This window comes from Pseudonocardia hydrocarbonoxydans (assembly GCF_006539565.1).
Taxonomy (GTDB): domain Bacteria; phylum Actinomycetota; class Actinomycetes; order Mycobacteriales; family Pseudonocardiaceae; genus Pseudonocardia; species Pseudonocardia hydrocarbonoxydans.
The window spans coordinates 1-24,813 of record NZ_BJNG01000006.1; the positions used below are offsets into that span (position 1 = coordinate 1).

The 24,813-nt window shown below is 74.7% G+C and carries 23 protein-coding genes; 7 read left to right on the forward strand and 16 right to left on the reverse strand.

Annotation, left to right across the window (positions count from 1 at the left end):
* The 3 genes from PHY01_RS03890 to PHY01_RS03900 form a co-directional block, all read right to left on the reverse strand.
* Positions 1 to 825: MFS transporter (locus PHY01_RS03890; RefSeq protein WP_141277123.1), on the reverse strand; the 825-nt coding region annotated here is incomplete at its 3' end.
* A gap of 44 nt (positions 826 to 869) precedes the next feature.
* Positions 870 to 1,490: a histidine phosphatase family protein gene (locus tag PHY01_RS03895; RefSeq protein WP_141277124.1), complete on the reverse strand. Its 621-nt coding sequence runs from the start codon at positions 1,488 to 1,490 to the stop codon at positions 870 to 872.
* A gap of 1 nt (position 1,491) precedes the next feature.
* Entirely contained in the window at positions 1,492 to 1,917 is a 426-nt protein-coding gene (locus PHY01_RS03900) for an HIT family protein (RefSeq protein WP_141277125.1), read from the reverse strand.
* A 26-nt stretch (positions 1,918 to 1,943) separates the two neighbouring features.
* On the opposite strand from PHY01_RS03900, the gene PHY01_RS03905 reads away from it, so the two are divergent.
* Positions 1,944 to 2,405 carry a PPOX class F420-dependent oxidoreductase gene (locus PHY01_RS03905; RefSeq protein WP_141277126.1) on the forward strand — a complete coding sequence of 154 codons (462 nt, stop codon included), beginning with the start codon at positions 1,944 to 1,946 and terminating at the stop codon, positions 2,403 to 2,405.
* A gap of 67 nt (positions 2,406 to 2,472) precedes the next feature.
* Positions 2,473 to 4,641, forward strand: a complete 2,169-nt coding sequence (glgX, locus tag PHY01_RS03910) for a glycogen debranching protein GlgX (protein WP_141277127.1) — start codon at positions 2,473 to 2,475, stop codon at positions 4,639 to 4,641.
* A gap of 61 nt (positions 4,642 to 4,702) precedes the next feature.
* On the opposite strand, the gene PHY01_RS03915 is transcribed toward glgX, so the two are convergent.
* The 3 genes from PHY01_RS03915 to PHY01_RS03925 are packed head-to-tail and all read right to left on the reverse strand — an operon-like array spanning position 4,703 to position 8,325.
* Positions 4,703 to 6,307 (reverse strand): thiamine pyrophosphate-dependent enzyme, encoded by a 1,605-nt coding sequence (locus PHY01_RS03915; RefSeq protein ID WP_141277128.1) that lies wholly within the window; start codon positions 6,305 to 6,307, stop codon positions 4,703 to 4,705.
* Entirely contained in the window at positions 6,304 to 7,533 is a 1,230-nt protein-coding gene (locus PHY01_RS03920) for an MFS transporter (RefSeq protein WP_141277129.1), read from the reverse strand. The genes PHY01_RS03915 and PHY01_RS03920 overlap by 4 nt, the downstream gene beginning before the upstream one ends.
* A 51-nt stretch (positions 7,534 to 7,584) precedes the next feature.
* On the reverse strand, positions 7,585 to 8,325 hold the full coding sequence (locus PHY01_RS03925) for an IclR family transcriptional regulator (RefSeq protein WP_141277130.1): 741 nt from the start codon (positions 8,323 to 8,325) through the stop codon (positions 7,585 to 7,587).
* Between the two features lie 84 nt (positions 8,326 to 8,409).
* Between PHY01_RS03925 and treY the strand changes: the two genes are divergently transcribed.
* On the forward strand, positions 8,410 to 10,689 hold the full coding sequence (treY, locus tag PHY01_RS03930; RefSeq protein ID WP_141277131.1) for a malto-oligosyltrehalose synthase: 2,280 nt from the start codon (positions 8,410 to 8,412) through the stop codon (positions 10,687 to 10,689).
* Between the two features lie 22 nt (positions 10,690 to 10,711).
* Positions 10,712 to 12,451, forward strand: a complete 1,740-nt coding sequence (treZ, locus tag PHY01_RS03935) for a malto-oligosyltrehalose trehalohydrolase (RefSeq protein WP_141277132.1) — start codon at positions 10,712 to 10,714, stop codon at positions 12,449 to 12,451.
* A 214-nt stretch (positions 12,452 to 12,665) separates the two neighbouring features.
* Here treZ and PHY01_RS03940 read toward each other — a convergent pair whose 3' ends face one another.
* Positions 12,666 to 13,658: a malate dehydrogenase gene (locus PHY01_RS03940; RefSeq protein WP_141277133.1), complete on the reverse strand. Its 993-nt coding sequence runs from the start codon at positions 13,656 to 13,658 to the stop codon at positions 12,666 to 12,668.
* Positions 13,659 to 13,798: 140 nt separating this feature from the next.
* Here PHY01_RS03940 and PHY01_RS03945 point away from each other — a divergent pair, with 140 nt between their 5' ends.
* From PHY01_RS03945 to PHY01_RS03955, 3 genes are read left to right on the forward strand one after another with little or no spacing between them, the layout of a single operon-like run.
* On the forward strand, positions 13,799 to 14,965 hold the full coding sequence (locus tag PHY01_RS03945; RefSeq protein WP_141277134.1) for a DUF418 domain-containing protein: 1,167 nt from the start codon (positions 13,799 to 13,801) through the stop codon (positions 14,963 to 14,965).
* 12 nt (positions 14,966 to 14,977) lie between these two features.
* Positions 14,978 to 16,141 (forward strand): DUF418 domain-containing protein, encoded by a 1,164-nt coding sequence (locus PHY01_RS03950; protein ID WP_141277135.1) that lies wholly within the window; start codon positions 14,978 to 14,980, stop codon positions 16,139 to 16,141.
* Positions 16,142 to 16,151: 10 nt separating this feature from the next.
* On the forward strand, positions 16,152 to 16,580 hold the full coding sequence (locus PHY01_RS03955; protein WP_141277136.1) for a hypothetical protein: 429 nt from the start codon (positions 16,152 to 16,154) through the stop codon (positions 16,578 to 16,580).
* Here PHY01_RS03955 and PHY01_RS03960 read toward each other — a convergent pair.
* The 9 genes from PHY01_RS03960 to lgt form a co-directional block, all read right to left on the reverse strand.
* Entirely contained in the window at positions 16,552 to 17,040 is a 489-nt protein-coding gene (locus PHY01_RS03960; protein WP_141277137.1) for a CoA-binding protein, read from the reverse strand. The two genes, PHY01_RS03955 and PHY01_RS03960, sit on opposite strands and share 29 nt — an antisense overlap.
* Positions 17,037 to 18,332, reverse strand: coding sequence for an O-acetylhomoserine aminocarboxypropyltransferase/cysteine synthase family protein (locus tag PHY01_RS03965; RefSeq protein WP_141277138.1), 1,296 nt, complete (start codon positions 18,330 to 18,332; stop codon positions 17,037 to 17,039). Before PHY01_RS03965 ends, PHY01_RS03960 begins: the two co-directional genes overlap by 4 nt.
* A complete protein-coding gene (locus PHY01_RS03970) occupies positions 18,325 to 19,716 on the reverse strand; it encodes a hypothetical protein (RefSeq protein WP_141277139.1) in 1,392 nt (463 codons plus the stop codon). The genes PHY01_RS03965 and PHY01_RS03970 overlap by 8 nt, the downstream gene beginning before the upstream one ends.
* The gene (locus PHY01_RS03975; RefSeq protein ID WP_141277140.1) at positions 19,713 to 20,045 is read right to left on the reverse strand and encodes a hypothetical protein; all 333 of its coding nucleotides are present in this window, start codon (positions 20,043 to 20,045) and stop codon (positions 19,713 to 19,715) included. The genes PHY01_RS03970 and PHY01_RS03975 overlap by 4 nt, the downstream gene beginning before the upstream one ends.
* A 99-nt stretch (positions 20,046 to 20,144) precedes the next feature.
* Positions 20,145 to 20,738 (reverse strand): DUF3558 domain-containing protein, encoded by a 594-nt coding sequence (locus tag PHY01_RS03980; RefSeq protein WP_170183620.1) that lies wholly within the window; start codon positions 20,736 to 20,738, stop codon positions 20,145 to 20,147.
* A gap of 34 nt (positions 20,739 to 20,772) precedes the next feature.
* Positions 20,773 to 21,627, reverse strand: coding sequence for an acyl-CoA thioesterase (locus tag PHY01_RS03985; RefSeq protein WP_141277259.1), 855 nt, complete (start codon positions 21,625 to 21,627; stop codon positions 20,773 to 20,775).
* 73 nt (positions 21,628 to 21,700) lie between these two features.
* Positions 21,701 to 23,122, reverse strand: a complete 1,422-nt coding sequence (gene pyk, locus PHY01_RS03990) for a pyruvate kinase (RefSeq protein WP_141277142.1) — start codon at positions 23,120 to 23,122, stop codon at positions 21,701 to 21,703.
* 60 nt (positions 23,123 to 23,182) lie between these two features.
* The gene (locus PHY01_RS03995; protein ID WP_141277143.1) at positions 23,183 to 23,818 is read right to left on the reverse strand and encodes a DUF2461 domain-containing protein; all 636 of its coding nucleotides are present in this window, start codon (positions 23,816 to 23,818) and stop codon (positions 23,183 to 23,185) included.
* A 2-nt stretch (positions 23,819 to 23,820) separates the two neighbouring features.
* The gene (gene lgt / locus PHY01_RS04000; RefSeq protein ID WP_141277144.1) at positions 23,821 to 24,810 is read right to left on the reverse strand and encodes a prolipoprotein diacylglyceryl transferase; all 990 of its coding nucleotides are present in this window, start codon (positions 24,808 to 24,810) and stop codon (positions 23,821 to 23,823) included.
* Positions 24,811 to 24,813: the final 3 nt, after the last annotated feature.

Here is a 24,813-nt window from a genome sequence, read left to right on the forward strand (position 1 = left end):
TACGAAGCGGACGAACAGCCAGGCGCCCAGCACGCTGCCCAGCGGGTCGGCGGCCATCAGCAGGCCGACCACGGCCGGGCCCGCGTCGATCTGGTCGGCGTAGGGGGCGGCCAGCGCCTCGGGAACGACGTAGAGCCCGACCATCCACACCAGCACCACGAGTGCGCGCCGCCGCGGGTCGCCGGCGATGTCGACGACGCCGGCGAGCAGGTCGCGGGCACCGGTGCGGGTGGTGGTGTCGGCGCGCGGACGGCGGGCGAGCCCGAACCGGAACAGCAGGCCCGCCGCCAGGAACGTCACGGCGTTCAGCGCCAGCGCCGACGACGGGCTGACCGCCGCGACGAGCAGCCCGCCCGCCGCGAACCCGACGACCTGCGCGGTCTGGCCGGTGATCTGGGAGACGGCGAGGCCGCGTTCGTAGAGGTCACCGGGCAGCAGCTCGGGCAGCAGGGCGCCGCGGGCCGCGGTGTGCGGGGCGCCCAGCAGCACCACGACGACGAGCAGACCGCACAGCGCGGGCAGCGGGAGCCCCGGCACCGCCATCACACCGACCAGTACCGCGCGCGCCGCGTCGGTGACGGCCAGCACCTCGCGGCGCGGGAAGCGGTCGGCGAGCCCGCCGAGCAGGACCCCGCCGACGATCGCGGGCAGGAACGTCAGCGCGTAGGTGGCGGCCGCCCACGCCGCGGATCCCGTCCGCCCGTAGACGAGCACGGCCAGCGCGACCCTGGCCAGCTGGTCGCCCGCCACCGACAGCAGGTCGGCCAGCCACACCGCGCGGTACTCGCGTACCGCGAAGACCTGTCGCAGCGTCCGGTCCCTCATCGGTTCCCCCCGGGGACCGAGAGTAGGCACCCGGACGCCGCGCGTCACCCCGCTGAGGTGCCCGCGGTGGGCCCGAGCAGGTCGGAGACGTGGGCGATCTCGTTGACGGTGCGCACCAGCCTGCGCCCGTCGCGCGTGGCCAGCACCCGGCTGATCCCGGTGTAGTCCAGCGGGAACGCCAGCGGCCGGTCGATGCCCAGCAGGTGCGCCAGCCAGCAGTTGATCACCCCGGCGTGGGCGACGACCACGACGGCGCCGCGGCCCGGGTGCGCGGCGACGATCCCCTCCAGCGCGGCGGCGACGCGGGCGGTGAACCCCGCGACGTCGACGCCCTCGGGCAGCAGCCCGTCGACGATCCGCTGCCAGCCGGCCGGGTCGACCACCGGCATCTCGTGCACCGGGACGTAGTGCGGGGACTCGGCGTCGTACTCGCGCAGGTCGTCGACGACGACCGGCTCGACGCCCGTCGCGGCGGCCAGCGGCGCGGCGGTGGCGCGGGCCCGGGCCATCGGGCTGCTGTACAGCGCCTGCACCCCGCCGCCGACGGCGTCGACGACGCGGTGCGCCTGCTGCTGCCCCAACGCGGTGAGCCGCGGGTCGGCGACACCGCCCGCGGCGCCGTCGACGCGCTCGGGCAGGGCGTGGCGGACCAGTACCAGCTGCACCTCAGTCGGGGACGTGGGCGCCGTGCCCCGCGTCGCGCAACGCGGCCCGCAGCGCGTCGCGGTGGCCGTCCTGCTCGGCGGCGTCGACCGTGGAGGCCGCGTTGGCGAAGTCGAAGGCGGCCATGTCGTCGGCCGGGAAGACGTGCAGGTGCAGGTGCGGCACCTCGAACCCGGCGACGAGCAGCCCGACGCGCGGCGGCGCGTACACGGTGCGCACGGCCTCGCCGATCGCGTGCGACACCGACGTGAGGTGGGCGAGCAGCGCGGCGTCGGCGTCGACCCAGTGGTCGATCTCGGCGCGCGGCACGACGAGGGTGTGCCCGGGCGCCAGCGGGTTGATCGAGAGGAAGCCGACGGCGAGCTCGTCGGCCCAGACGAACCGGCCGGGCAGGTCGCCGTCGATGATCTTCGTGAACACGGTGGTCATAGGAGGCACACACTAACCTGGGGATCATGGCCCGAACCATCGCGACGAACACCACCGTCGACCGCGAGGAGCTCCTGGAGTTCCTGCGGCCCCGCCACCACGTGATCCTCATGACACCGCGTGCCGACGGCTCGTGGCAGGGCTCGCCCGTCACCGCGGGCGTCGACCCCGAGGGCCGGATCGTCGTCGCGACGTACCCGGAACGTGCCAAGTCGCGCAACGTCGCCCGCCACGGCAAGGCCTCGGTCGTCGTGCTGTCCGAGGAGTTCGACGGGGCGTGGGTGCAGGTGGACGGCGACGCCGAGCTGATCGAGCTGCCCGACGCGGTGGAGCCGCTCGTCGACTACTTCCGCTCGATCTCCGGCGAGCACTCCGACTGGGACGAGTACCGGCGGGCGATGGTCGACCAGGGCAAGGCACTGATCCGGATCACCCCCACCCGCTGGAGCCCGATCGCGACCGGGGGGTTCCCGGCCCGCCTCGCGTGAGACGGGCCGTCGGCCCGTCCCGGTAACCTCGCGCCGTACTCCCCACCGAATCGATTGCGAGAACCTCATGCGGCCGTGGCCGGGTCACGCCTACCCCCTGGGTGCCACCTACGACGGCGCGGGCACGAACTTCGCCCTGTTCTCCGAGGTCGCCGACCGGGTCGAGCTCTGCCTGTTCGACGACGCGGGGGCCGAGGAGCGGGTCCCGCTCACCGAGGTCGACGGGTTCGTGTGGCACGGCTACCTGCCCACCGTCGAGCCCGGGCAGCGCTACGGATTCCGGGTGCACGGCCCGTACGACCCGAACCAGGGCCTGCGGTGCAACCCGAACAAGCTGCTCATCGACCCCTACGCCAAGGCTCTCGACGGCCCGGTGAAGTGGGACGAGGCGGTGTTCGGCTACCCCTTCGAGGACCCCGACGCGCGCAGCGACGCCGACTCCGCGCCGTTCGTGCCGAAGTCCGTGGTCGTCAACCCGTTCTTCGACTGGGGCTCCGACCGGCCGCCGAAGATCCCCTACAACGAGACGGTCATCTACGAGGCGCACGTCCGCGGCCTGACGATCGCGCACCCCGACATCCCCGAGCCCCTGCGCGGCACCTACACCGGCCTCGCGCACCCGGCGATGATCGAGCACCTGAAGAACCTGGGCGTCACCGCGGTCGAGCTCATGCCGGTGCACGAGTTCCTCAACGACCACCACCTCCAGGAGAAGGGCCTGTCCAACTACTGGGGGTACAACACCGTCGCGTTCCTCGCCCCGCACCACGCCTACGCCATGCAGACCGGGCGCCCGGGCAACCAGGTGCAGGAGTTCAAGGCGATGGTCCGCGACCTGCACGACGCGGGCATCGAGGTGATCCTCGACGTGGTCTACAACCACACCGCCGAGGGCAACGACCGGGGCCCGACGCTGTCGATGCGCGGCATCGACAACCACGCGTACTACCGCATCGTCGAGGACGACCCGCGCTACTACATGGACTACACGGGCACCGGCAACTCGCTCAACGTCCGCAACCCGCACACCCTGCAGCTGATCATGGACTCGCTGCGCTACTGGGTCACCGAGATGCACGTCGACGGCTTCCGGTTCGACCTCGCGTCCACCCTGGCCCGCGAGTTCTACGACGTCGACCGGCTGTCGGTGTTCTTCGACCTCGTCCAGCAGGACCCGGTGATCAGCCAGGCCAAGCTGATCGCCGAGCCGTGGGACGTCGGCCCCGGCGGCTACCAGGTCGGCAACTTCCCGCCGCTGTGGACGGAGTGGAACGGCAAGTACCGCGACACCGTCCGCGACTTCTGGCGCGGCGAGCCCGGCACGCTCGGCGAGTTCGCCCAGCGCCTCACCGGCAGCTCCGACCTCTACCAGAACGACGGCCGCCGCCCGTTCGCCTCGATCAACTTCGTCACGGCGCACGACGGCTTCACCCTCAACGACCTCGTGTCCTACAACGACAAGCACAACGAGGCCAACGGCGAGGACAACAACGACGGCGAGAGCCACAACCGCTCGTGGAACTGCGGCGTCGAGGGCCCCACCGACGACGAGGGAGTGCTGGAGCTGCGGGCGCGCCAGCAGCGCAACATCATCGCCACGATGATGATCAGCCAGGGCGTGCCGATGCTGCTGCACGGCGACGAGCTGGGCCGCACGCAGGGCGGCAACAACAACGTCTACTGCCAGGACAGCGAGATCGCCTGGGTCGACTGGTCGCTGGCCACGAAGAACGCCCCGCTCATCGGGTTCACCGCCGGCATGGTCGCGCTGCGCCACGCCCACCCGGTGTTCCGGCGGCGACGGTTCTTCGCCGGGCGCCCGATCGCGCCGCGGCGCCGTTCCGACCCGGCCGCCGCCCTGCCCGACATCGCCTGGTTCACCCCGTCCGGCGAGCAGATGACCGAGCAGGACTGGGACTCCGGCTTCGGCAAGTGCGTCACGGTGTTCCTCAACGGCGACGCCATCTTCGACGTCGACTCCCGCGGCGAACGCGTCGTCGACGACTCCTTCGTGATCGCGCTGAACGCCCACCACGAGGACATCGACGTCGTGCTGCCCGGAGCCGACTACGGCACGCGCTGGGCGGTGGTCGTCGACACCACCTCGGGCCTGGTCACCACGCTGGCCAGCGCGCCGGGCATGGCGGCGGCCGAGCCCGACACCGTCGGCGCGGGAGCCACCCACCGCGTCACGGCCCGCTCGCTGGTGGTCCTGCAGCGCACCGAGGGCCCGTGATCCCGCGCCGGTCCCCGCGGGCGGACAGGGGCCCGCGCCCCCGCTGACGGGGGTCAGGGGCTCAGGGGGCGAAGCCGGCGTCCGGCGCCACCGCCACGTCCAGCAGGAGCGGTGCGCGCCGGGCGCCGAGGCCGGGCAGCTCGGCGTCGAGGACGGCGAGCAGCTCGTCGTGGTCCCCGATACGCCGCGCCGGGCAGCCCAGCGCCGTGGCCAGCCCGGACACGCTGACCTCCTCGAACGGCGGCCACGGGGCCCGGCCGCCGCCGTGCTGCTCGGCGAGCCGGTCCATCACCGCGTACCGGCCGTTGGCGAGCACGACGACGAGCACCCCGACGCCGTAGTGCGCCGCGCTCCACAGCGCCTGGATCGCGTACAGCGACGACCCGTCCCCGACGACGGCGACGACCGGGGTGTCCGGGCGGGCCATCCGCACCCCGACGGCGGCCGGGAGCGCGAACCCCAGCCCGCCCATCGCCGCGCTCAGGAAACCGAGCGGGGCGCGGGCCGGGACCAGCCGGTGCAGGTCGGGGCGGCTCGACGGGGTCTCCTCCACCAGCACCGACTCCGCGGGCAGCCGGGAGCCCAGCGCGGCGAGCACGTGCGCCGCGCGCAGCGGCTCCCCCGGCCCCGGCGCGGCGGGCGCCGTGCGGTCCGGGCCCGCGACCGGGACGCCGTCGCGGGCGGTCACCGTCTGCGCCAGCGATCGGCACACCGCGGCGGGTGGCGCGATCAGGGCGAGGTCGGCGACGCTGTGCAGGGCGTCCTCGGTGTCGTCGGTGACCAGCGCGACCCGGGTGCCCGGGGACACCAGCGGCCCCGGCTCGAACGGGTACTGGCGCAGGACCGGCGCGCCGACGGCGAGCACCAGGTCGTGCCCGTCCAGGGCCGCCCGCAGCCGGCCCCGGCCGGCCGGGAGGTGCCCGGCGAAGAGCGGGTGGTCCTGCGGGAAGCCGGCGCGGGCGGCGAACGGCTCCTGCCACACCGGGCAGCCCAGCCGCTGCGCCAGCGCCACCAGCGCCGCCCAGGTGTCGGGGTGGTCGGCGTCGGAGCCGACCACCAGCGCGGGCGCGTCCGCGGAGTCGACGAGCGCGGCCAGCTCGGCCACGGCCGCCGGGTCGGCGGCCGCGGCGTGCCGCAGCACCGCCGGGGCGGGGTGCTCGTCGTCCCCGGCCGGGGCGGCCCAGTCGTCGCTGGGCACGACCACCAGTGCCGGGCCGCGGCCGGTCACCGCCTCGTGCCGGGCCCGCGCCACCAGCCCGGGCACGTCCTGCGGGCGTTCGGGGCGCCCGACCCACACCGGGTGGCTCCCGGCCAGGCCGTCGAGGTCACCGGCCAGGAAGGGCCGGTAGGCGAGGTGGCGGCGGTCCTGCTGGCCGACCAGCACCACCAGCGGCACCCGGTTGGCCCGGGCCGTGGCCAGCGCCCCGACCGCGTTGCCCAGACCGGCGGTGGTGTGCAGGACGGCGAGGGCGGGCCGGTCGTGCCCGGTGGCCCAGCCGGTGGCGATCCCGACCACCGAGCCCTCGTGCAGGGCGAGCACGAACTCCAGGTCCGGGGGCAGGCCGGTGAGCAGCGTGATCTCGGTGGACCCCGGGTTGGCGAACACGGTGGTCAGGCCGTGCCGGCGCAGGACCTCGAACGTCGCGTCGCGGACGGTGCGGGTCACGCCCGCTCCGTCCGGGACCCGCCGGCGACCGCGGCGATCGCGACCGCCCCCACCGCGGCCACGGCCGCGAAGATGTAGAAGCCCCACGGGTAGGCGACCCCGGCGGTGAGCAGCGCCCCGCCGATCAGCGGCCCGGCGATGGCCCCGATCCGGCCCACGCCGCTGACGCTGCCCAGTGCCGTGCTGCGCATCGCCGCCGGGTAGTACTGGCCGACGAAGGCGTAGCAGAGCACCTGCGCGCTGAACACGAAGATCCCGGCCAGCAGCACGCTGAGGTAGACGCCGACCCCGGGCAGCCGGATGCTCAGCAGGGCCAGGAACAGCGCACCGAGGGCGAACCAGGTCATGGTGGCGAGGCGGGTGCCGATGCGGTCGGCCACCCGGCCCGCGACGAGCAGGCCGATCACCGCGCCCGCGTTCAGCGTCAGCAGCAGGGCCAGCGAGGCGCTCAGCTCGTACCCCGCGGAGATCATGATCTGCGGCAGCCAGGTGTTGAGCCCGTAGACCAGCAGCAGGCCCATCACCGAGGTCACCCAGAACGCGAGCGTGGCGCGCAGGTGGCCGCCCCGGAACAGCTCCCGCACGGGGTTCCCCGGCGCGGGCCCGTCGGCGGCGGGTTCGCGGGCGCGCAGGAAGTCCTCCGACTCGGGCAGGAAGCGCCACAGCAGCGGCACGAGCACGAGCGCGGGCAGCGCACCGATCACGAACATCGCCTGCCACCCCCACGCCGGGATCACGACGATGCCCAGCAGCGCGGTGGCCACCGCCCCGACGTGGTAGCCCGTCATGAGGACCGTGGTGGCGCTGCCTGCCCCACCGGCGGGCGCGTACTCGTTGACCATCGCCAGCGCCACGGGCAGCACGCCGCCCAACCCGAGCCCGGCGAGGAAGCGCAGCAGCCCGAACACCTCGGGGCCGGGGGCGAACGCGCAGGCCAGCGTCAGCACCGAGAACCCCACGACGGTGAGCAGCATCGTGCGGCGCCGCCCGATGACGTCGGCGACCGGACCGATCGCCAGCGCCCCCACCATGATGCCCAGCAGCCCGACCACCGAGATCAGCGCGCCGGAGTTGGGGTTCAGCCCCCAGTCCGAGCCGAGCAGGGCGGGCAGCACCACCCCGAGCACGACGATGTCGTAGCCCTCAAGGGCCACCGCCGCCCAGCACAGGGGGCGTACCCACCCCGCTCCGACCCGTGGACGCGTCCGTGCCGACTCCGTTGTCATGGGCGGGGAGTGTGACCCCGCCCGGACCGGCCGGTCAGGCCCGATTCCCACTCAGCGAAGAGCCCGGCCGATCGCGGCGGCGGCCATCCGGACCGCGGGGACCAGCGGCGCGAGGTTGTCGGTGGTGTGCGGGACCACGACGGAGATCCCCGCCAGAACCTCCCCCGCCGGCCCGAGGACCGGCGCGGCCACCGACGCCACGCCGTCGGTCATCTCCTCCCGCGAGAGGCAGGACCCGGTGCGCCGGATCTCGGCGAGGGCCGCGGCGAGGCGCTCGGGATCGGTGATGGTGCCCGACGCCAGGCGCGGCAGGCCGGTGGCGAGCACGGCGTCGAGGACCTCGGCGGGGGCGTGGGCGAGCAGGACCTTCCCCGGGCCGCTGGCGTGCAGCGGCAGGCGCTTGCCCACCTGCGAGCGCAGCTCGAGCGGGGTGTGCCCGGCGAGGCGCTCCAGGAACAGGGCGTGGGCGCCGTCGAGGACGACCAGGTGCACCGGGAACCCGGTGACGGCGCACAGGTCCTGCAGGACGGGCAGGGCGGCGTCGCGCAGCCCGCGCGCGACCGGCGCCAGCGACCCGACCTCCCACAGCCGCATCCCGACCCGGTAGCGGCCCCGGCCGACCCGTTCCAGCGCGCCCCACGCGACGAGCTCGGCCACCAGCCGGTACGCGGTGGCCGAGGGCAGCCCGGTCGCCCGGGCGAGGTCGCCCAGCGTCTGCTCGGGGCGGTCGGGGGTGAACGCGCCGAGCACGGCCAGGCCCCGGCCGAGCACCGACCGCGTGGCGGGGCTCACGCGGACCGAGGGTAGGGCCCGCTCGCCCGGCCGGGGAGTGGTTCGTCGGATAGGTTCCCGCGCGTGCCAGATGCTCGGAGAACCGTGGCCCCGTCGTCCACCTACCGGCTGCAGTTCTCGAAGGACACCACCTTCGACGACGCCGTCGCCCTGCTCCCCTACCTCGACGCCCTCGGGATCGGCGCGCTCTACGCCTCGCCGCTCCTGGAGTCCGGCGCCGGCTCCAACCACGGCTACGACGTCGTCGACCCCACCCGGGTGTCGGCCGAGCGCGGCGGTGAGGAGGGCAGGCGCCGCCTCGTCGACGCCGTCCGCGCGCGCGGCCTGCGGTTCGTCCTCGACATCGTGCCCAACCACGTCGGTGTCGAGGTGCCGAAGGCCAACCCCTGGTGGTGGGACGTGCTGCGGCTCGGGCGCGACTCCGAGCACGCCGCCACGTTCGACGTCGACTGGGCGGCGGGACCGATCCTGCTCCCGATCCTGGGCGACGACTCGCTCGACGACCTGGCCGTCGAGGGCGACGAACTGCGCTACTACGAGCACGCGTTCCCCCTCGCCCCCGGCACCGGCGACGGCACCCCGCAGGAGGTGCACGAGCGCCAGCACTACCGGCTCGTCCACTGGAAGCGCGGCGCGGCCGAGCTGACCTACCGCCGCTTCTTCGACGTCTCCACCCTCGCCGCCGTGCGCGTGGAGATCCCGGAGATCTTCGAGAAGGCGCACCGCGAGGTGCTGCGCTGGGTCGAGGCCGGCGACGTCGACGGCATCCGCGTCGACCACCCCGACGGCCTGTCCGACCCCGGCGCCTACATGCGCCGGCTGCGCGCCGCGATCGGCCCGGACCGCTGGCTGCTGGTGGAGAAGATCCTCGGCGTCGGCGAGGACCTGCCCGCCTCCTGGCCGGTCGACGGGACCTCGGGCTACGAGGCGCTGCGCGAGATCCAGGGCGTGTTCGTCGACCCCGACGGCGCCGGGCTGCTCACCCAGCTCGCGGCGGAGCACACCGGGGAGAAGCGGTCGCTGCACGCCGTCGAGCACGACGCCCGCCGGGAGGTGGCCGGCACGATCCTGGCCGCCGAGGTCCGCCGGATCGCGCGGCTGGTCCCCGGCGACACCGACCGCACCCGTGACGCCGTCGCCGAGCTGCTGTGCGGGTTCCCCGTCTACCGCTCCTACCTACCCGAGGGCCGCGACTCCCTCGACGTCGCGGTCTCCGTCGCCCGCACCCACCGCCCCGACCTCGCCGACGTCCTCGACGCGATCCGCGCCGCGATGCTCGCCGAGCCCGGTGGCGAGCTGGCCACGCGCGTGCAGCAGACCTCGGGCATGGTGATGGCGAAGGGCGTGGAGGACACCGCGTTCTACCGCTGGAACCGGTTCGTCGCGCTCAACGAGGTCGGCGGCGACCCGTCGCGGTTCGGGGTGTCGCCCGGGGAGCTGCACACCGCGCTCGCCGTCCGCGAGGCGTCCTGGCCCTCGACGATGACGACGCTGTCCACGCACGACGCCAAGCGCTCCGAGGACGTCCGCGCGCGGCTGGCCGTGCTCGCCGAGATCCCCGGCGAGTGGACCGGGGTGTTCCACCGCTGGGCCGCCGCGCACCCGCTGCCCGACCCGTCGCTGGACCTGCTGGCCTGGCAGAACCTGGTCGGCGCCTGGCCGATCTCCGCGGAGCGGCTGGCGTCCTACCTGGGCAAGGCCTCCAAGGAGGCCAAGCTCGTCACCAGCCACGTCGAGGCGGTGCCCGAGGTCGACGAGGCCGTCGCCGCGTGGCCGGCCGCCGTGCTGGGCGACGCCGCGCTCGTCGCCGAGATCGAGGAGTTCGTCGGGCGGATCCGCGGCCCGGGGTGGTCGAACTCGCTGGGCCAGAAGCTGCTGCAGATCGCCGGGCCCGGCGTGCCGGACGTCTACCAGGGCACCGAGCTGTTCGAGTACTCGCTGGTCGACCCGGACAACCGCCGCCCGGTCGACTGGGCCGCGCGCCGCGACCTGCTGGCCCGGCTCGACGGCGGCGAGCTGCCGGGCGTCGACGCGGACGGGGCCGCGAAGCTGCTGGTCACCTCCCGCGCCCTGCGGCTGCGGCGCGAGCGCCCCGAGCTGTTCGACGGCTACCGCGCGGTGCCCGCCCAGGGTCCCGCCGCTGCGCACGCGGTGGCGTTCGCCCGCTCGCCGTCGCTGGTGGCGGTGGCCACGCGGCTGCCGGTCGGGCTCGCCGCCCGCGGCGGCTGGGCCGACACCGTGCTGCCGCTGCCCGGGGCGGCCACCGGCTGGCGCGACGTCGTCACCGGCGCGGAGGTCGACGGGTCGGCGCCCGCGCTGGCCACGTTGCTCGCCCGCTACCCGGTGGCCCTGCTGGTGCGCTGAACATCTGGAAGGATTCAGTACCGTGACCGATTTCCAGGTGTGGGCCCCGCACCGCCACCAGGTACGCGTGCTCGTCGACGGCACGACCCACCCGATGACCCGCGACGGGGCCGGGTGGTGGCGCGCCGCCGTCGACGGGGCCGGGCCGGGCACCGCCTACGCCTTCCTCGTCGACGACGACGAGACGCCGCTGCCCGACCCGCGCTCGCGCTGGCAGCCCACCGGCGTGCACGGCGCGTCCCGCGTCTACGACGACGCCGGGCACCGCTGGCAGGACCGGATGTGGACCGGGCGCGCGCTGCCCGGTGCGGTGCTCTACGAGCTGCACATCGGCACGTTCACCCCCGCCGGCACCTTCGACTCCGCGATCGCCAAGCTCGACCACCTGGCCGGGCTCGGGGTCGACCTCGTCGAGGTGCTGCCGGTCAACGCCGTCGACGGCCCGCGCAACTGGGGCTACGACGGCGTCGGCTGGTACGCCGTCACCGAGAACTACGGCGGTCCCGACGCCTTCAAGCGCTTCGTCGACGCCTGCCACGCCCGCGGGATGGGCGTCGTGCTCGACGTCGTCCACAACCACCTCGGCCCCTCGGGCGCCTACCTCGACCGGTTCGGGCCGTACTTCTCCGGCAGCAACATCTGGGGCCCGTCGCTCAACCTGGACAAGGCGCACTCCGAGCCGGTGCGCCGGTTCGTCATCGACAACGCGCTGATGTGGCTGCGCGACTTCCACCTCGACGGCCTGCGCCTGGACGCCGTGCACGCCCTGCACGACGAGCGCGCCACCCACGTGCTGGAGCAGCTCGCCGTCGAGGTCGAGGCGCTGTCGGTGCACGTGGGGCGGCCGCTGTCGCTCATCGCGGAGTCCGACCTCAACGACGCGAGGCTGGTGACCGCCCGCGAGGGCGGCGGCTACGGCCTGCACGCCCAGTGGTGCGACGACATCCACCACAGCCTGCACTCGACGCTCACCGGCGAGGGCCAGGGCTACTACGCCGACTTCGAGACCGCGGGCCTGACCGGGCTGGCGCACGTGTTCACCCGCGCGTTCCTGCACGAGGGCACGTGGTCGAGCTTCCGGCAGCGGCTGCACGGCGCGCCCGTCGACACCCGGCGGATCCCCGGCCACCGGTTCCTGGCCTACCTGCAGAACCACGACCAGATCGGCAACCGCGCCACCGGCGACCGGCTCACCGAGACCCTCTCCCCCGGGCTGCTGGCCTGCGGGGCGGCGCTGCTGTTCTGCTCGCCGTTCACCCCGATGCTGTTCATGGGCGAGGAGTGGGGCGCGCGCACGCCGTGGCAGTTCTTCTCCCACTTCCCCGACCCCGCGCTGCGCGAGGCCGTGCGGAAGGGCCGCACCGCGGAGTTCGCCGAGCACGGGTGGGGCGAGGTCGAGGTGCCGGACCCGAACGCCGAGAGCACCTTCACCGACTCGAAGCTCGACTGGGACGAGCAGCTCGCCGAGCCGCACGCCACCCTGCTGCAGGTGCACCGCCAGCTCATCGCGCTGCGCCGGGAGTGGGCCGAGCTGTCGGACCCGTGGCTCGACGAGGTGGAGGTCGACGTCGACGAGTCCGCCCGCACCGTCGTGCTGCACCGCGGGAGGCTGCGGGTGGCCTGCAACCTGGGCCCGGACCCCGTCACCCTGGCCGTGGGCGCACCGGTCCGCCGGATCCTGCTGGCCAGCGAACCGGCCGAGGGCGACGACGACGCCCTGACCCTGCGACCGGAGTCGTTCGCGGTCGTGCAGCTGGGCTGACGCGCGCCCGTCACCTCACCGCTGTCCGGGACCTGTCGGCCCGGATCCAGCGGTGATCGCCAGGAGTGGGACATGAGCGCCACAGGTGGCGCTCATGTCCCACTCCTGCTGATCATGAACCCGTCGACGAGGGGCCCCGGCGGGCCCGCGGCGCTGCCCGAACGCACGACGGCCCCGCTCCGATCCGGAGCGGGGCCGTCGCGCGGGGGTGCGATCAGAGCAGGCCGAGCGCCTTGACCGCCTCGCGCTCCTCCACCAGCTCGGCGACGCTGGCGTCGATGCGCTCGCGGGAGAACTCGTTGACCTCCAGGCCCTCGACGATCTTCCACTCGCCGTTCACCGAGGTGACCGGGAAGCTGGAGATGATGCCCTCGGCGACGCCGTAGGAGCCGTCGGAGGGGATGGCCGCGGAGACCCAGTCGCCCTCGGGGGTGCCGTTGACCCAGTCGTAGACGTGGTCGATGGCCGCGTTGGCCGCCGACGCCGCCGACGACGCGCCGCGCACCTCGATGATCTCCGCGCCGCGCTTGGCCACGCGCGGGATGAACTCGTCGCGCAGCCAGGCCTCGTCGACCTGCTCGGCGGCGGACTTGCCGTTGACCTCGGCGTTGTAGAGGTCGGGGTACTGGGTGGCCGAGTGGTTGCCCCAGATCGTCAGCTTCTTGATGTCGGTGAGCGGCACCGACAGCTTGCCGGCCAGCTGGGCCAGCGCGCGGTTGTGGTCGAGGCGGGTCATCGCGGTGAACCGCTCGGCCGGCACGTCGGGGGCGGCGGCGGAGGCGATGAGCGCGTTGGTGTTGGCCGGGTTGCCGACCACCAGGATCCGGATGTCGTCGGCGGCGCCGGCGTTGATCGCACGGCCCTGGGGGGCGAAGATGCCGCCGTTGGCCTCCAGCAGGTCGCCGCGCTCCATGCCCTTGGTGCGGGGGCGGGCGCCGACGAGCAGGCCGACGTTGGCACCGTCGAACGCCGTGGTGGCGTCGTCGGTGATGTCGATGCCCGACAGCAGCGGGAACGCACAGTCCTCGAGCTCGAGCGCGACGCCCTCGGCCGCCTTCACCCCCTGCGGGATCTCGAGCAGGCGCAGGCGGACCGGGGTGTCCGGTCCGAGCAGCTGGCCGGACGCGATGCGGAAGAGCAGCGCGTAGCCGATCTGTCCGGCGGCTCCGGTGACGACGACGTTGACGGGTGCGGTAGGCGCAGACACGGCACGGAATCTAGCCCTCGCCGTCCGCGGGCGCCGCGACGGGCGGCACACGGCGGCGGCGAAGTGCGCAGCGACACACCCGCGGACATCGGTCGATCGAGGGACGCGCCCGCCCGCCGGCCCGTCATACGGTGATCCACATGACCGACCCCGGCGCCACCCCGACCTCCGCCCGGGCGCTGGCCCCCGACCTCGCCCGCGGCGCGATGCTGCTGCTGATCGCGCTGGCCAACGTGCACCTGTGGCTCTACGGCCATCCCCTGGGCCCCCGCGGCTATCCGGCCGACGTCGCCGGGGTCGACCGGGTCGTGGCGCTGGCACAGATGACGCTGGTCGACGGGCGGGCGTACCCGATGTTCGGGCTGCTGTTCGGCTACGGCGTCGGGCAGCTCACCCGGCGGCGCGCCGCGGGCGGGGCGTCCGCGGAGGCGACGGTGTCGCTGGTGCGCAGGCGCGGCGGCTGGATGCTGCTCCTCGGGCTGCTGCACGGGGTCCTGCTGTGGTCCGGCGACATCGTCGGCGCCTACGGCCTGCTCGGGGTGCTGCTCGCGGGCCTGCTCGTGCGCGGGTCGGACCGGGCCCTGCGCACCGTCGCCGTCGTCGGGATCGTGCTGACCGGCCTGTTCTACGCCGGGTCCGGGTTCACCCTGCCGGGTGACCCGCAGGCGTTCCTGCTGTCCATGACCGTCGCCGACCCCGGGCAGGCCCTGCTGTCGCGGGCGCTGGAATGGGTGTCGATCGGGCTGCTGCTGCAGGCCTTCGGGGTGTTCGGGGCGGTCGCCCTGGGGGCCTGGGCCGCGCGCCGCGGGTTCCTCGACGAGCCGGCGCGGCACGTTCCGCTGCTGCGGCGCACCGCGGCCGTCGGCATCCCGGTGGCCGTGCTCGCGGGGCTGCCGCTGGCGCTGATGTCGGCGCAGCTCTGGACCTCCGCCCCGTGGGGCGTGGTGGCCCTCGCCGGCACGCTGCACGCCCTCGGCGGGTACGCGGGCGGGCTCGGCTACGCCGCCCTGTTCGGCCTGCTGGCCGTGCGCGACGGCGGGGGCCGCGCCGTCACCGCGCTGCGGGCCTGCGGGCAGCGGTCGCTGTCGTGCTACCTCGCGCAGTCGGTCGCGTTCGCCGCGCTGCTCCCGGCCTGGACGCTCGGGCTCGGCGACGGCGCCCACCTCTGGCAGGGGGCGCTGCTCGCGGTCGGGGTCTGGCTGGTGATCCTGGGGGTCGCCGCGGCGTCGGACCGGGCCGGGCTGCGCGGGCCGGCCGAGGTGGCGCTGCGCCGGTCGACCTACCGGAAGCGGCACGCGCGCACCTGAGAGGGTGACGCCATGACCACCGCGGGGGACCCCGGCGCGACGCCCACCGCCGATCGGGCACTCGCCCCCGACCTCGCCCGCGGCGGCATGCTGCTGCTCATCGCGCTGGCCAACGTCCACACCTACCTCTACGCGCAGGGCGCGGGCGTCCGTGCCTACCCCGCCGAGCTCGACGCGCTCGACCGGGTCGTGGTGCTCGTCCAGATGCTGCTGGTCGACGGGCGGGCGTACCCGCTGTTCGCGCTGCTGTTCGGCTACGGCGTCACCCAGCTCGCCTGGCGCCGCGCCCGGGCCGGGCTGCCCGCCGCCGCCGTCGAGCAGCTGGTCCGCAGGCGCGGGCTCGTCATGATCGGGATCGGGTTCCTGCACGGGGTCCTGCTGTTCTCCGGCGACATCGTCGGCGCGTACGGCCTGGTCGCCGTCGCGCTGGCCGTCCTGCTCGTGTCGGGCTCCGACCGCGCCCTGCTGACGACGGCGGGCGCGGGCGTCGTCGTCGGCACGCTGCTGTCGCTGCTCGCCGGGCTGCCGATCCCCGACGAGATCGCCGACGCCCGGTCCGTCGCGGTGCCGGACCCCCTCGGCGCCCTGGCCTTCCGCGCGTTCGAGTGGGTGACCAACGGGCTGCTGGTGCAGGCGATCGCCGTGTTCGGGATGGTCGCGCTCGGGGCGTGGGCGGGGCGCCGCAGGCTGCTCGACGACCCGGCGGCGCACCGGGCGGTGCTGGCGCGCACCGCCGTCACCGGGATCGTGGTCGCGGTGCTGCTGGGGCTGCCGTTCGCGCTCGCCGCGGCCGGGATCGGGCCCGCGCAGGGCACCGGGCTGCTGGTGCTGGGCGCCGGGCTGCACACCCTCGGCGGGTACGCGGGCGGGGCCGGTCTCGCGGCGGCGTTCGGGCTGCTCGCGCTGCGCGCCGCCGGGCCGGTGGCGGCGGCGCTCGCGGCCTGCGGGCGGCGCTCGTTGTCGTGCTACCTCGCCCAGTCGGTCGCCTTCGTCGCGCTGCTCCCGGCCTGGACCCTGGGCCTCGGGGCGCGGGCCGGGGTCGCGGAGGCGGCGCTGCTCGCCGTCGGGACGTGGCTGGTGGTGCTGCTCGTGGCCGCCGCATCGGAGCGGGCGGGGTACCGCGGACCGGCCGAGACGCTGCTGCGCCGGCTCACCTACGGCCGCCCGCGCCGGTAGCGTCGCGGCCATGACGCGCCCCGACGACGACGAGCAGCGCCCCTCGTGGATGGGCGCGCCCGGCTACTCCCCGCCGCCCCCGGGCCTCGCCCCGCACGCCCCGATGCCCGGGGCGCCGCCCTACCCGCCGCACGAGGAGCATCCGCCGCCCCCGGTCGGCGACCGCGGCCGCACCGGCTACCTCCGCGTGCTCGGCGCCACGGCGGTGTGGGCCGTGCTCGACCTCGTGCTGCTGCTCGTGCTCGCCGGCCGGCTCCTGCCGGCCGAGGCCGTGGGTCGGGCGGTCGGGACCCTGCTGGTCGTCACGGCGGTCGCCGCTCTCGGGGTGTGGCTCGTGCTGCGCAGCCGGGCCCGGACGTTCTGGGTCGTCCTGGCCGTCGCGCTGCCGTTCTTCCTGGTGGTGCGCCTGCTCAGCGCGATCGGCGGCGTTGCGAGCTGATCACGCCGGTGTCGAACCCGGCGATGTGCAGGCCGCCGTGGAACCGCGCGTGCTCCACCTTGAGGCAGCGGTCCATGACCACCTCCAGGCCGCCGGCCTCCGCGCGTCGGGCGAGGTCGGCGTCGAACAGGCCGAACTGCAGCCAGAACGTGCGGACCCCCTCCCCCAGCGCCAGCACCTCGTCGAGCACGCCCGGCAGGTCGGCGGGGCGGCGGAAGACGTCGACGAGGTCGGGCACCTCGGGCAGGTCGGCGAGGGTCTTGTACACCGGCCGCCCGAGGATCTCCGGGGCGTGGGGGTTGACGAAGTAGACGTCGTAGTCGGTGCTCGCGAGCAGGTAGGTGGCCACGAAGTTGCTGGCCCGCGACGGGTTCGGCGACGCCCCGACGACGGCGACCGAGCGGGTGGCGCGCAGGATCTGCTGGCGGCGGCTCGCGGTCGGGTTCTCCCAGGTGCTCATGCCTGCTCCTTGGACGCCGCCGCGAGGGCCTGGTCGAGGTCCCACAGGATGTCGTCGACGTCCTCGAGCCCGACGCTGATCCGGACGAGGTCCGGTGGCACCCCGGCGTCGCGGAGCTGGTCGTCGGTGAGCTGCTGGTGGGTGGTGGAACCGGGGTGGATGACGAGCGTGCGGGCGTCGCCGATGTTGGCGAGGTGGCTGCACAGCTGCACCGACTCGATGAACCGCTGCCCGGCCTCGCGCCCGCCCGCCACGCCGAAGGAGAACACCGCGCCGGGCCCCAGCGGCAGGTACCGCGCGGCCCGGTCGTGGTGCGGGTGGTCGGGCAACCCGGCCCAGCGGACGTAGGACACGCGCGGGTCGGCGTGCAGCCACTCGGCCACCGCCCGGGCGTTCGCGACGTGTGCTTCCATCCGCTGCGGCAACGTCTCGACACCCTGGAGCAGCAGGAACGCGCTGTGCGCGGCGAGGGTGGCCCCGACGTCGCGCAGCTGCTCGGCGCGCAGCTTGGTGAGGAAGCCGAACTCCTGGAAGTTGCCCCACCAGTTCAGCCCGCCGTAGGACGGGATCGGCTCGGTCATCTGCGGGAAGTTGCCGTTGCCCCAGTCGAAGCGGCCGGACTCGATCACCACACCGCCGAGCGTCGTGCCGTGGCCGCCGAGGAACTTGGTGGCGCTGTGGATCACGATGTCGGCGCCGTGCTCGATCGGGCGGCACAGGTACGGCGTGGCCATCGTGGCGTCGACGACGAGCGGCAGGCCCGCGGCGTGCGCGACGTCGGCCAGGCCCGCGAGGTCGGCCACCTCCCCGCCCGGGTTCGACACGACCTCGGCGAACACCAGCCTGGTCTCCGGGCGGATCGCGGCGGCGAAATCGGCCGGCTCCCCGCCGGGCACGAACGTGGTGTCGACGCCGAAGCGGCGCAGCGTCACGTCGAGCTGGGTGATCGTGCCGCCGTAGAGGCCCGCGGCGGCGACGATGTGGTCGCCCGCGCCCGCCAGCGCGGCGAAGGTGAGGAACTCCGCGGCCTGGCCCGACGCCGTGGCGACGGCGCCGATCCCGCCCTCCAGGCTCGCCAGCCGCTCCTCCAGCACCGCGACGGTGGGGTTGGCGATCCGGCTGTAGATCAGCCCGTACTTCTGCAGCGCGAACAGGCTCGCGGCGTCGGTGGTGTTCTCGAACACGAAGCTCGTGGACTGGTAGATCGGCACGGCCCGCGCCCCGGTCGCGCCGTCGGGCACGTGGCCCGCATGCACCGCGCGGGTGCGGAATCCCCAACTCCGGTCACTCATGCCCCCCATCTTGCCCTGCCGCACGGCCGTGCTCATCTGCGACGAGGTCGTCGGGTGTGATCACCGCCGGCTGCACCCACCTCCGGTCGGCGAAGGCGTCGGAGTCGTCGACGAGGTAACCCGGCCGTCGCCGCTCCGTGCCCTGCCCGCCGCCCCCGCCCGCCATCGGCGGGTACAGGCCGGGCGTGGCCGCGGACCGGGTCGCCGCCGGGCCGGAGGACGCCGCTGCGGCGGTGCGGGCACCGGCGTCGGCGGGCGGCCGGGCCGTCGGCTCGGCCGGTGGCAGGAGCACGCTGCGCCAGCCCGGCGTCGGGGACCGCGGCGGCACGGCCGGGACGACGGGTCGGAACCCGTCCCCGGGACGGGCTCCGGTCGTCGCGCGGGTCCACGGCCCCGGCCCGGTGCCGCGCCCGCCCGGTGAGGGGGCGGGCCGGCCCACGGGGGACGGCGGCAGCGTGCCGGGCCCGCCGCGGCCGAGCGACGGCGCGGCGGCCGGCGTCCGGCCCCCGCGACCCGGACCCCCGGCCGGCACCGGTGCTCCCGGCCCTCCCGCAGCCGGTCCCCCCGCAGCCGGCGGGGCGCCTCCCGGCCGCACACCGCCGCCGGTGCCTGCACCCACCGGGACGACCCCGGCGGGACCGCCCGCCCCGGCCGACGGCGAACCCGCACCCGGACCCGCCACCCCGCCGCTCTCCCCCGCCCGCCCCGGAACCGCTCCCACCGCCAGGTCGGCCGACCCGGCCCCGGACACGGGGCTCGGAACTCCCCCGCCACCGGGCGAGACCCACCCGCCGCCTGCCCGACCGCTCGACCCGGCCGCCGCGGGCTCGACGGTGACCGTCGGCGGGACGGTCCAGAAGTCCAGCGTGCGGCGGGACTCGAAGCCGATGTTCTCGTACACCCGGGCGTCGGCGACGGCCTTGGCGGCAGCGCCGTCGCGTCTCGCCTGGACGGCCTGCTGGGCCGCGACCTCGTCGGCCGAGGGCCCGCGGGTGCCATAGCTCGCGTTCCGGTCCAGCGTCTCCATGATCGTCTCGGGCGGCACCGGCGGGTTGTCGCGCAGCTGGCTGCGCAGCACCGCCGAGGCGAGCGCCAGGTCGGTGACGGCGTTCGCGGTCAGTGCGGCGTCGCCGGCCGCGTCGAGGGCCCACTGCCCAAGCGGGCTGAGCCCGGTACGGGTGGCGTCGGCGGCCGCCCCCTCCCACTCCGACTCGCTGGCCTGCATCGCCGCGGTCAGGTCGCGCTCGATCCGCGCGACGGTGAGGCCGATCCGCCGCCACTGCTCCTCGACGTCCATCGAGACGGCCGGGCCGAGACCCTGGTGGACGACCGCGTCGTAGAGCGCGGTGTGGTCGAGGCCCTGCCACACGACGGGCTCGCTCACAACCGGCCCCACAGCGCCACGTTGTCGCCCTCGGTGCGGCGGTAGTCCGCCTCCATCTCCGCCAGCTGGTCACGGACTCGCACCAGCTCCTGCTGGTAGGTGACCATCGCGCCGAACGGGCCGTCGGGGGCGTCCATCACCCGGGCGTTGTAGAACTCGACCGTCCGGGCACTCACCGGGTCCCCCAGCCACGGTCCGGCGAGGTGGCCCACGTCGCGGAGCTTCTGCATCTCCCGACCGAGATCGTCGAGTGCCCGGTCGTAGGCGGCCCGCATGGCCGGGAGGGCCTGCGGGGAGAGCCGGAGCGTCGCGGGCGGGTAGTCGGTCAAGGCGGCCTCCTGGCACCGGGGACGGATCCGGCGCAGGCTAGGACGGCCGGGCCGTGACGCGGGCCCGTTCCGGGGGAATCGTTCACGCCCGCGAACGGGTCAGGCCAGCTTCACCAGCGTGCGCATCGCCGCCCGCGCCACCTCGACCGCCCCCGCGCACAGCTCCGGTTGGGGCACCGCCGGGACCCGGCCGCCGTCGGCGTACTGGATGCTCAGTGCCGCTCCCGGACCGAGGTCCACCGCCACCGAGCAGAAGTCGTCCAGCCGGGCCGGGACCGCCTGCACCCCGGGGAACCCCTCGATCGTCAACGGGGTCACCCGCGAGTCCACCCGTGCCGGTGCGAAGGCGTCGATCCCCAGCCCGTCGTAGGGCAACGACACCCCGACCGCTACCGCGCGGGGTTCGTAGGACCGAATGTTGCAGGTCGGCTCCGGCCCCTGGAACAGCGCCGACCGGCCGACGTTCACGCCGGGTTCGCCGTCGAGCTGCAGGTCGGCCCGCTGGGTCTCGGTGAGCAGCAGGCACGGGTCGAGATCGGCGATCGCCGCGTCCCGCGGCCGCGGCGGCCGCTCGACCGTCGTGGCAGGCCCCGGGTCCGCCACCGCCCCCGGCACCCCCGCCGACTCCCGTACACACGCGACCAGGGCCCCGCACAGGGCGACCCCGACCAGCACCACCAGCACCCGTCGCACACCGCAACCGTAGCCCGACGCTGCGTGCACGGGGTCACTTCCGCGGAACCCGCACCAGCCCCTCCTGCACGGTGGTGGCGATCAGCGTGCCGTCCTCGGTGGTGAACCGGCCGGTGGCCAGGCCGCGGGAGCCGGTCGCCGTCGGGGAGTGACAGGAGTAGAGCATCCACTCGTCGGCCCGGAAGGGGCGGTGGAACCACATGGCGTGGTCCAGGCTCGCCATCTGCACCTCCTGCCGGTCGTGGCGGGCGATCACCGACCCGAGCAGCGTGAGGTCGCTGGCGTAGGTGAGCAGGCAGACGTGCAGCAGGCGGTCGTCGGGCAGCGACCCGTCGGCGCGCATCCAGACCTGGGTGGGGGCGTCGGTGGCGCCCGGACGGTCGGGCGACCACACCGGCTCGGTGACGAACCGCATGTCGAGCGGCCGCGGGATCTGGCTCATCCAGCCCACGCCCTTGCCGGCCGCGACGCGCTCGCCGAGGTCGGGCAGCGACAGCGGCGGCGGCACGTCGGTGGGGGCGGGGACGCTGTGCTCCAGGCCGTCCTGCGGCAGCTGGAACGACGCCGACAGCGAGAAGATCGCCTCGCCGTGCTGGATCGCGAGCACCCGGCGGGTGGTGAACGAGCGGCCGTCCCGCACGCGCTCGGCCTCGTAGACGATCGGCACGCGCGGGTCGCCGGGGCGGATGAAGTAGGCGTGCAGCGAGTGCACCTCGCGGTCGTCGGGCACCGTGCGCCCGGCCGCCACGAGCGCCTGCGCGGCCACCTGCCCGCCGAACACCCGGGTCGGGCTGTGCGGCGGGCTGACCCCGCGGAACAGGTTGACCTCGAGCTGCTCCAGGTCGAGCAGGTCGACCAGCGCGTCCAGCACGGCCTGACCGCGCGGCATCCCGTCGGCGGCGAGCTCGGGTTCGGGCTGGGTGGAGGTCGTCACCGCGGCATCCTCTCAGGTGCCGCCGGCGTCAGCCCATGTCCTCCTCACCCAGGCGGTGGACCCGGATGAGGTTCGTGGAGCCCGCGGTGCCGGGCGGCGACCCGGCGACGATCACGACGAGGTCGCCGGGCTGGAAGCGCTCGATCGAGAGCATCGCGTGGTCGACCTGGCGCACCATGGCGTCGGTGGACTCCACGAAGTCGACGAGGAAGGTCTCGACGCCCCAGCTCATCGCGAGCTGGCTGCGCACCTCGGGTGTCGGGGTGAAGGCCAGCAGCGGGAGCCGGGTGTGCAGCCGCGAGAGCCGCCGCACGGTGTCGCCGGACTGGGTGAAGGCGACGATCGCGCGGGCGGAGAGCCGCTCGCCGACGTCACGCGCGGCGTAGGACAGCACGCCGCGCTTGGTGCGGGGCACGTGGTTGAGCGGCGGCACCGTCACCGGCCCGTCCTCGACGGCCTCGATGATCTGCGCCATCGTGCGGACGGTCTTGATCGGGTAGCGGCCGACGCCGGTCTCGCCCGAGAGCATCACCGCGTCGGCGCCGTCGAGGACGGCGTTGGCGACGTCGGAGGCCTCGGCGCGGGTCGGGCGCGAGTTGGTGATCATCGACTCCAGCATCTGGGTCGCGACGATCACCGGCTTCGCGTTCTCGCGCGCGATCTGGATGGCGCGCTTCTGCACCAGCGGCACGTGCTCCAGCGGCAGCTCGACGCCGAGGTCGCCGCGGGCGACCATCACACCGTCGAAGGCCAGCACGATGGCCTCCAGGTTGTCGACGGCCTCGGGCTTCTCCAGCTTCGCGACGACCGGCAGGCGCGCCCCGCGCGCGTCCATGATCTTGTGGACGAGGTCGATGTCGGCCGGGCTGCGCACGAACGACAGCGCGATGACGTCGACGCGCAGGTCGAGGGCGAACTCCAGGTCACCGATGTCCTTGTCCGACAGCGCCGGAACCGAGACGTTCATGCCGGGCAGCGAGATGCCCTTGTTGTCGCTGACCGGGCCGCCCTCGGTGACCCGGCAGACGACGTCGAGGCCCTCGACCGCGGTGACCCGCAGGCCGACCTTCCCGTCGTCGACGAGCAGGCGGTCTCCCGCGCGGGCGTCGTCGGCGAGGCCCGTGTAGGTGGTGGAGACGCGGTCGTGGGTGCCGGCGACGTCCTCGACGGTGATCCGCACCTCCTCACCGGTACGCCACTCCGTGGGGCCCGCGGCGAAGCGGCCCAGACGGATCTTGGGACCCTGCAGGTCGGCGAGGATCCCGACGGCCCGGCCCTCGGCGTCGGCGGCCTCGCGGACCATCTCGTAGACGCGCTTGTGGTCGTCGCGGCTGCCGTGGCTGAAGTTGAGGCGGGCCACGTCCATCCCCGCCTGGACGAGCTCCCGGATGCGGTCCGGGGTGGCGGTGGCGGGACCGATGGTGCAGACGATTTTGGTGCGTCGGGTCACAGCAGCGGAGTCTAGACCCGACTCTGGAACGATCAGGAAGGCCGGTCGGTGAACATCCGCCTACCGCCTCGGCTGCTCGCTCGGGCCCACGTGGTCGTCCAGCCACTCGGTGAGCGGGACCAGCAGCCGCCAGGTCGCGACGACCCGGTCGAGGGCCTGCGCGGAGTGCAGCGCGTCGTCGGGCGGCCACTCGCGCCACCCGTAGAGCCCCTTGTGCCGCAACAGGTCCAGCCGGGGGTGCTCCGGGTCGACGCCGCGCGGGCGGGTCTTGAGCCGCTCCCCCGCCGTCGCGATCCCGGCCTGCTCCAGCGCCGCGAGGCGGGCCTGCAGGTCGGTGCCGCGGCGCTCGTCGTCGACCGCGGCACGGAAGCGCGCGACCTGGTCGGGGGCCATCCGGTAGTAGCCGCCCGCGGCCATCAGCCCCGCGCTGCCGACCTGGACGTAGAAGCCGCCCGCGGTGGCCCCGCAGTGCGTCTTGTACGGGGTCTTGTCCTTGGAGAACCGCACGTCGCGGAACGGGCGGAAGACCTTGCCGGGCCCGAACTCCGGCTCGCACGCGGCGAGCAGCGCCAGCATCGGCGCGCGGACGTCGCGCTCGTAGGTCTCGCGGCGGTCGGTCCAGTAGGCCTTCGAGTTGTCGACGAGCAGGCCGTCGTAGAACTCCACGGCGTACTCGCCGAACCCGGTGAACGCCATCGTCAGGGGGTGCGCCCGGAGCGGGCGGAGCCGGGCTCGGGTCCTGCCGGGTCGGGGTCGGCCCCCTCGTCGGGGACGGCGACGGCGTCGGTGCCGTCCGGGTCCGGGGTGTCCGGTTCACCGGCCGGCGGCTGCAGCACCTCCCGCCCACGGGGGGCCAGCACGAAGTAGGCCAGGGCGGCGACCAGCACGACGACCGACACCACGTTGTTGATCCGGACCCCGCCGAACACCTCGGTGGCCGGGTCGGTGCGCATCAGCTCGATCCAGAACCGGCCGACGCAGTACGCCGCGACGTAGAGCGCGAACGCCCGCCCGTGCCCGAGCCGGAACCGGCGGTCGGCCCACACCACGAGCGCGGCGACGGCGAGGTTCCAGAGCAGCTCGTAGAGGAAGGTGGGATGGAAGACCCCGATCGGCGTGGTGTCCAGCGCGACGCCGTTGAGCGGGTCGGCCACCCCGCTCACCGGGTCGACGCGCTCGTAGATCTCCAGGCCCCACGGCAGGTCGGTCGGGCCGCCGTAGAGCTCCTGGTTGAACCAGTTGCCCAGCCGCCCGATGGCCTGCGCCACCACGATGCCCGGCGCCACGACGTCGGCGAAGAACGGCAGCGGCACACCCCGGCGGCGGCAGCCGATCCAGGCCCCGACCGCGCCGAACGCCACCGCGCCCCAGATGCCCAGCCCGCCCTGCCAGATGTAGAGCGCCTCGATCGGGTTGCGCCCGGGGCCGAAGTAGGTCGGCCAGTCGGTGGCGACGTGGTAGAGCCGCCCGCCCACCAGCCCGAACGGCACCGCGAACACCGCCACGTCGGTGACGACGCCGGACTCGCCCCCGCGTGCGACGAACCGCCGCTCGCTCCAGGTGACGGCCACGACGATGCCCGCAATGATGCACAGCGCGTACGCCCGGATCGGGATCGGGCCGAGCATCCACACCCCACGGTCGGGGCTCGGGATGGCGGCCAGCACGGCGGTCACGACAGGGCTCACGCC

Coding starts and splice junctions, on each gene's coding strand:
- PHY01_RS03955 (WP_141277136.1), top strand. CDS start 16,152: ATGACGCGCCCCGACGACGACGAGCAGCGCCCCTCGTGGATGGGCGCG.
- PHY01_RS03960 (WP_141277137.1), bottom strand. CDS start 17,040: ATGAGCACCTGGGAGAACCCGACCGCGAGCCGCCGCCAGCAGATCCTG.
- PHY01_RS03900 (WP_141277125.1), bottom strand. CDS start 1,917: ATGACCACCGTGTTCACGAAGATCATCGACGGCGACCTGCCCGGCCGG.
- PHY01_RS03905 (WP_141277126.1), top strand. CDS start 1,944: ATGGCCCGAACCATCGCGACGAACACCACCGTCGACCGCGAGGAGCTC.
- PHY01_RS03985 (WP_141277259.1), bottom strand. CDS start 21,627: ATGCCGCGCGGTCAGGCCGTGCTGGACGCGCTGGTCGACCTGCTCGAC.
- PHY01_RS03995 (WP_141277143.1), bottom strand. CDS start 23,818: ATGGCGTTCACCGGGTTCGGCGAGTACGCCGTGGAGTTCTACGACGGC.
- PHY01_RS03945 (WP_141277134.1), top strand. CDS start 13,799: ATGACCGACCCCGGCGCCACCCCGACCTCCGCCCGGGCGCTGGCCCCC.
- PHY01_RS03950 (WP_141277135.1), top strand. CDS start 14,978: ATGACCACCGCGGGGGACCCCGGCGCGACGCCCACCGCCGATCGGGCA.
- PHY01_RS03965 (WP_141277138.1), bottom strand. CDS start 18,332: ATGAGTGACCGGAGTTGGGGATTCCGCACCCGCGCGGTGCATGCGGGC.
- PHY01_RS03920 (WP_141277129.1), bottom strand. CDS start 7,533: ATGACAACGGAGTCGGCACGGACGCGTCCACGGGTCGGAGCGGGGTGG.
- glgX (WP_141277127.1), top strand. CDS start 2,473: ATGCGGCCGTGGCCGGGTCACGCCTACCCCCTGGGTGCCACCTACGAC.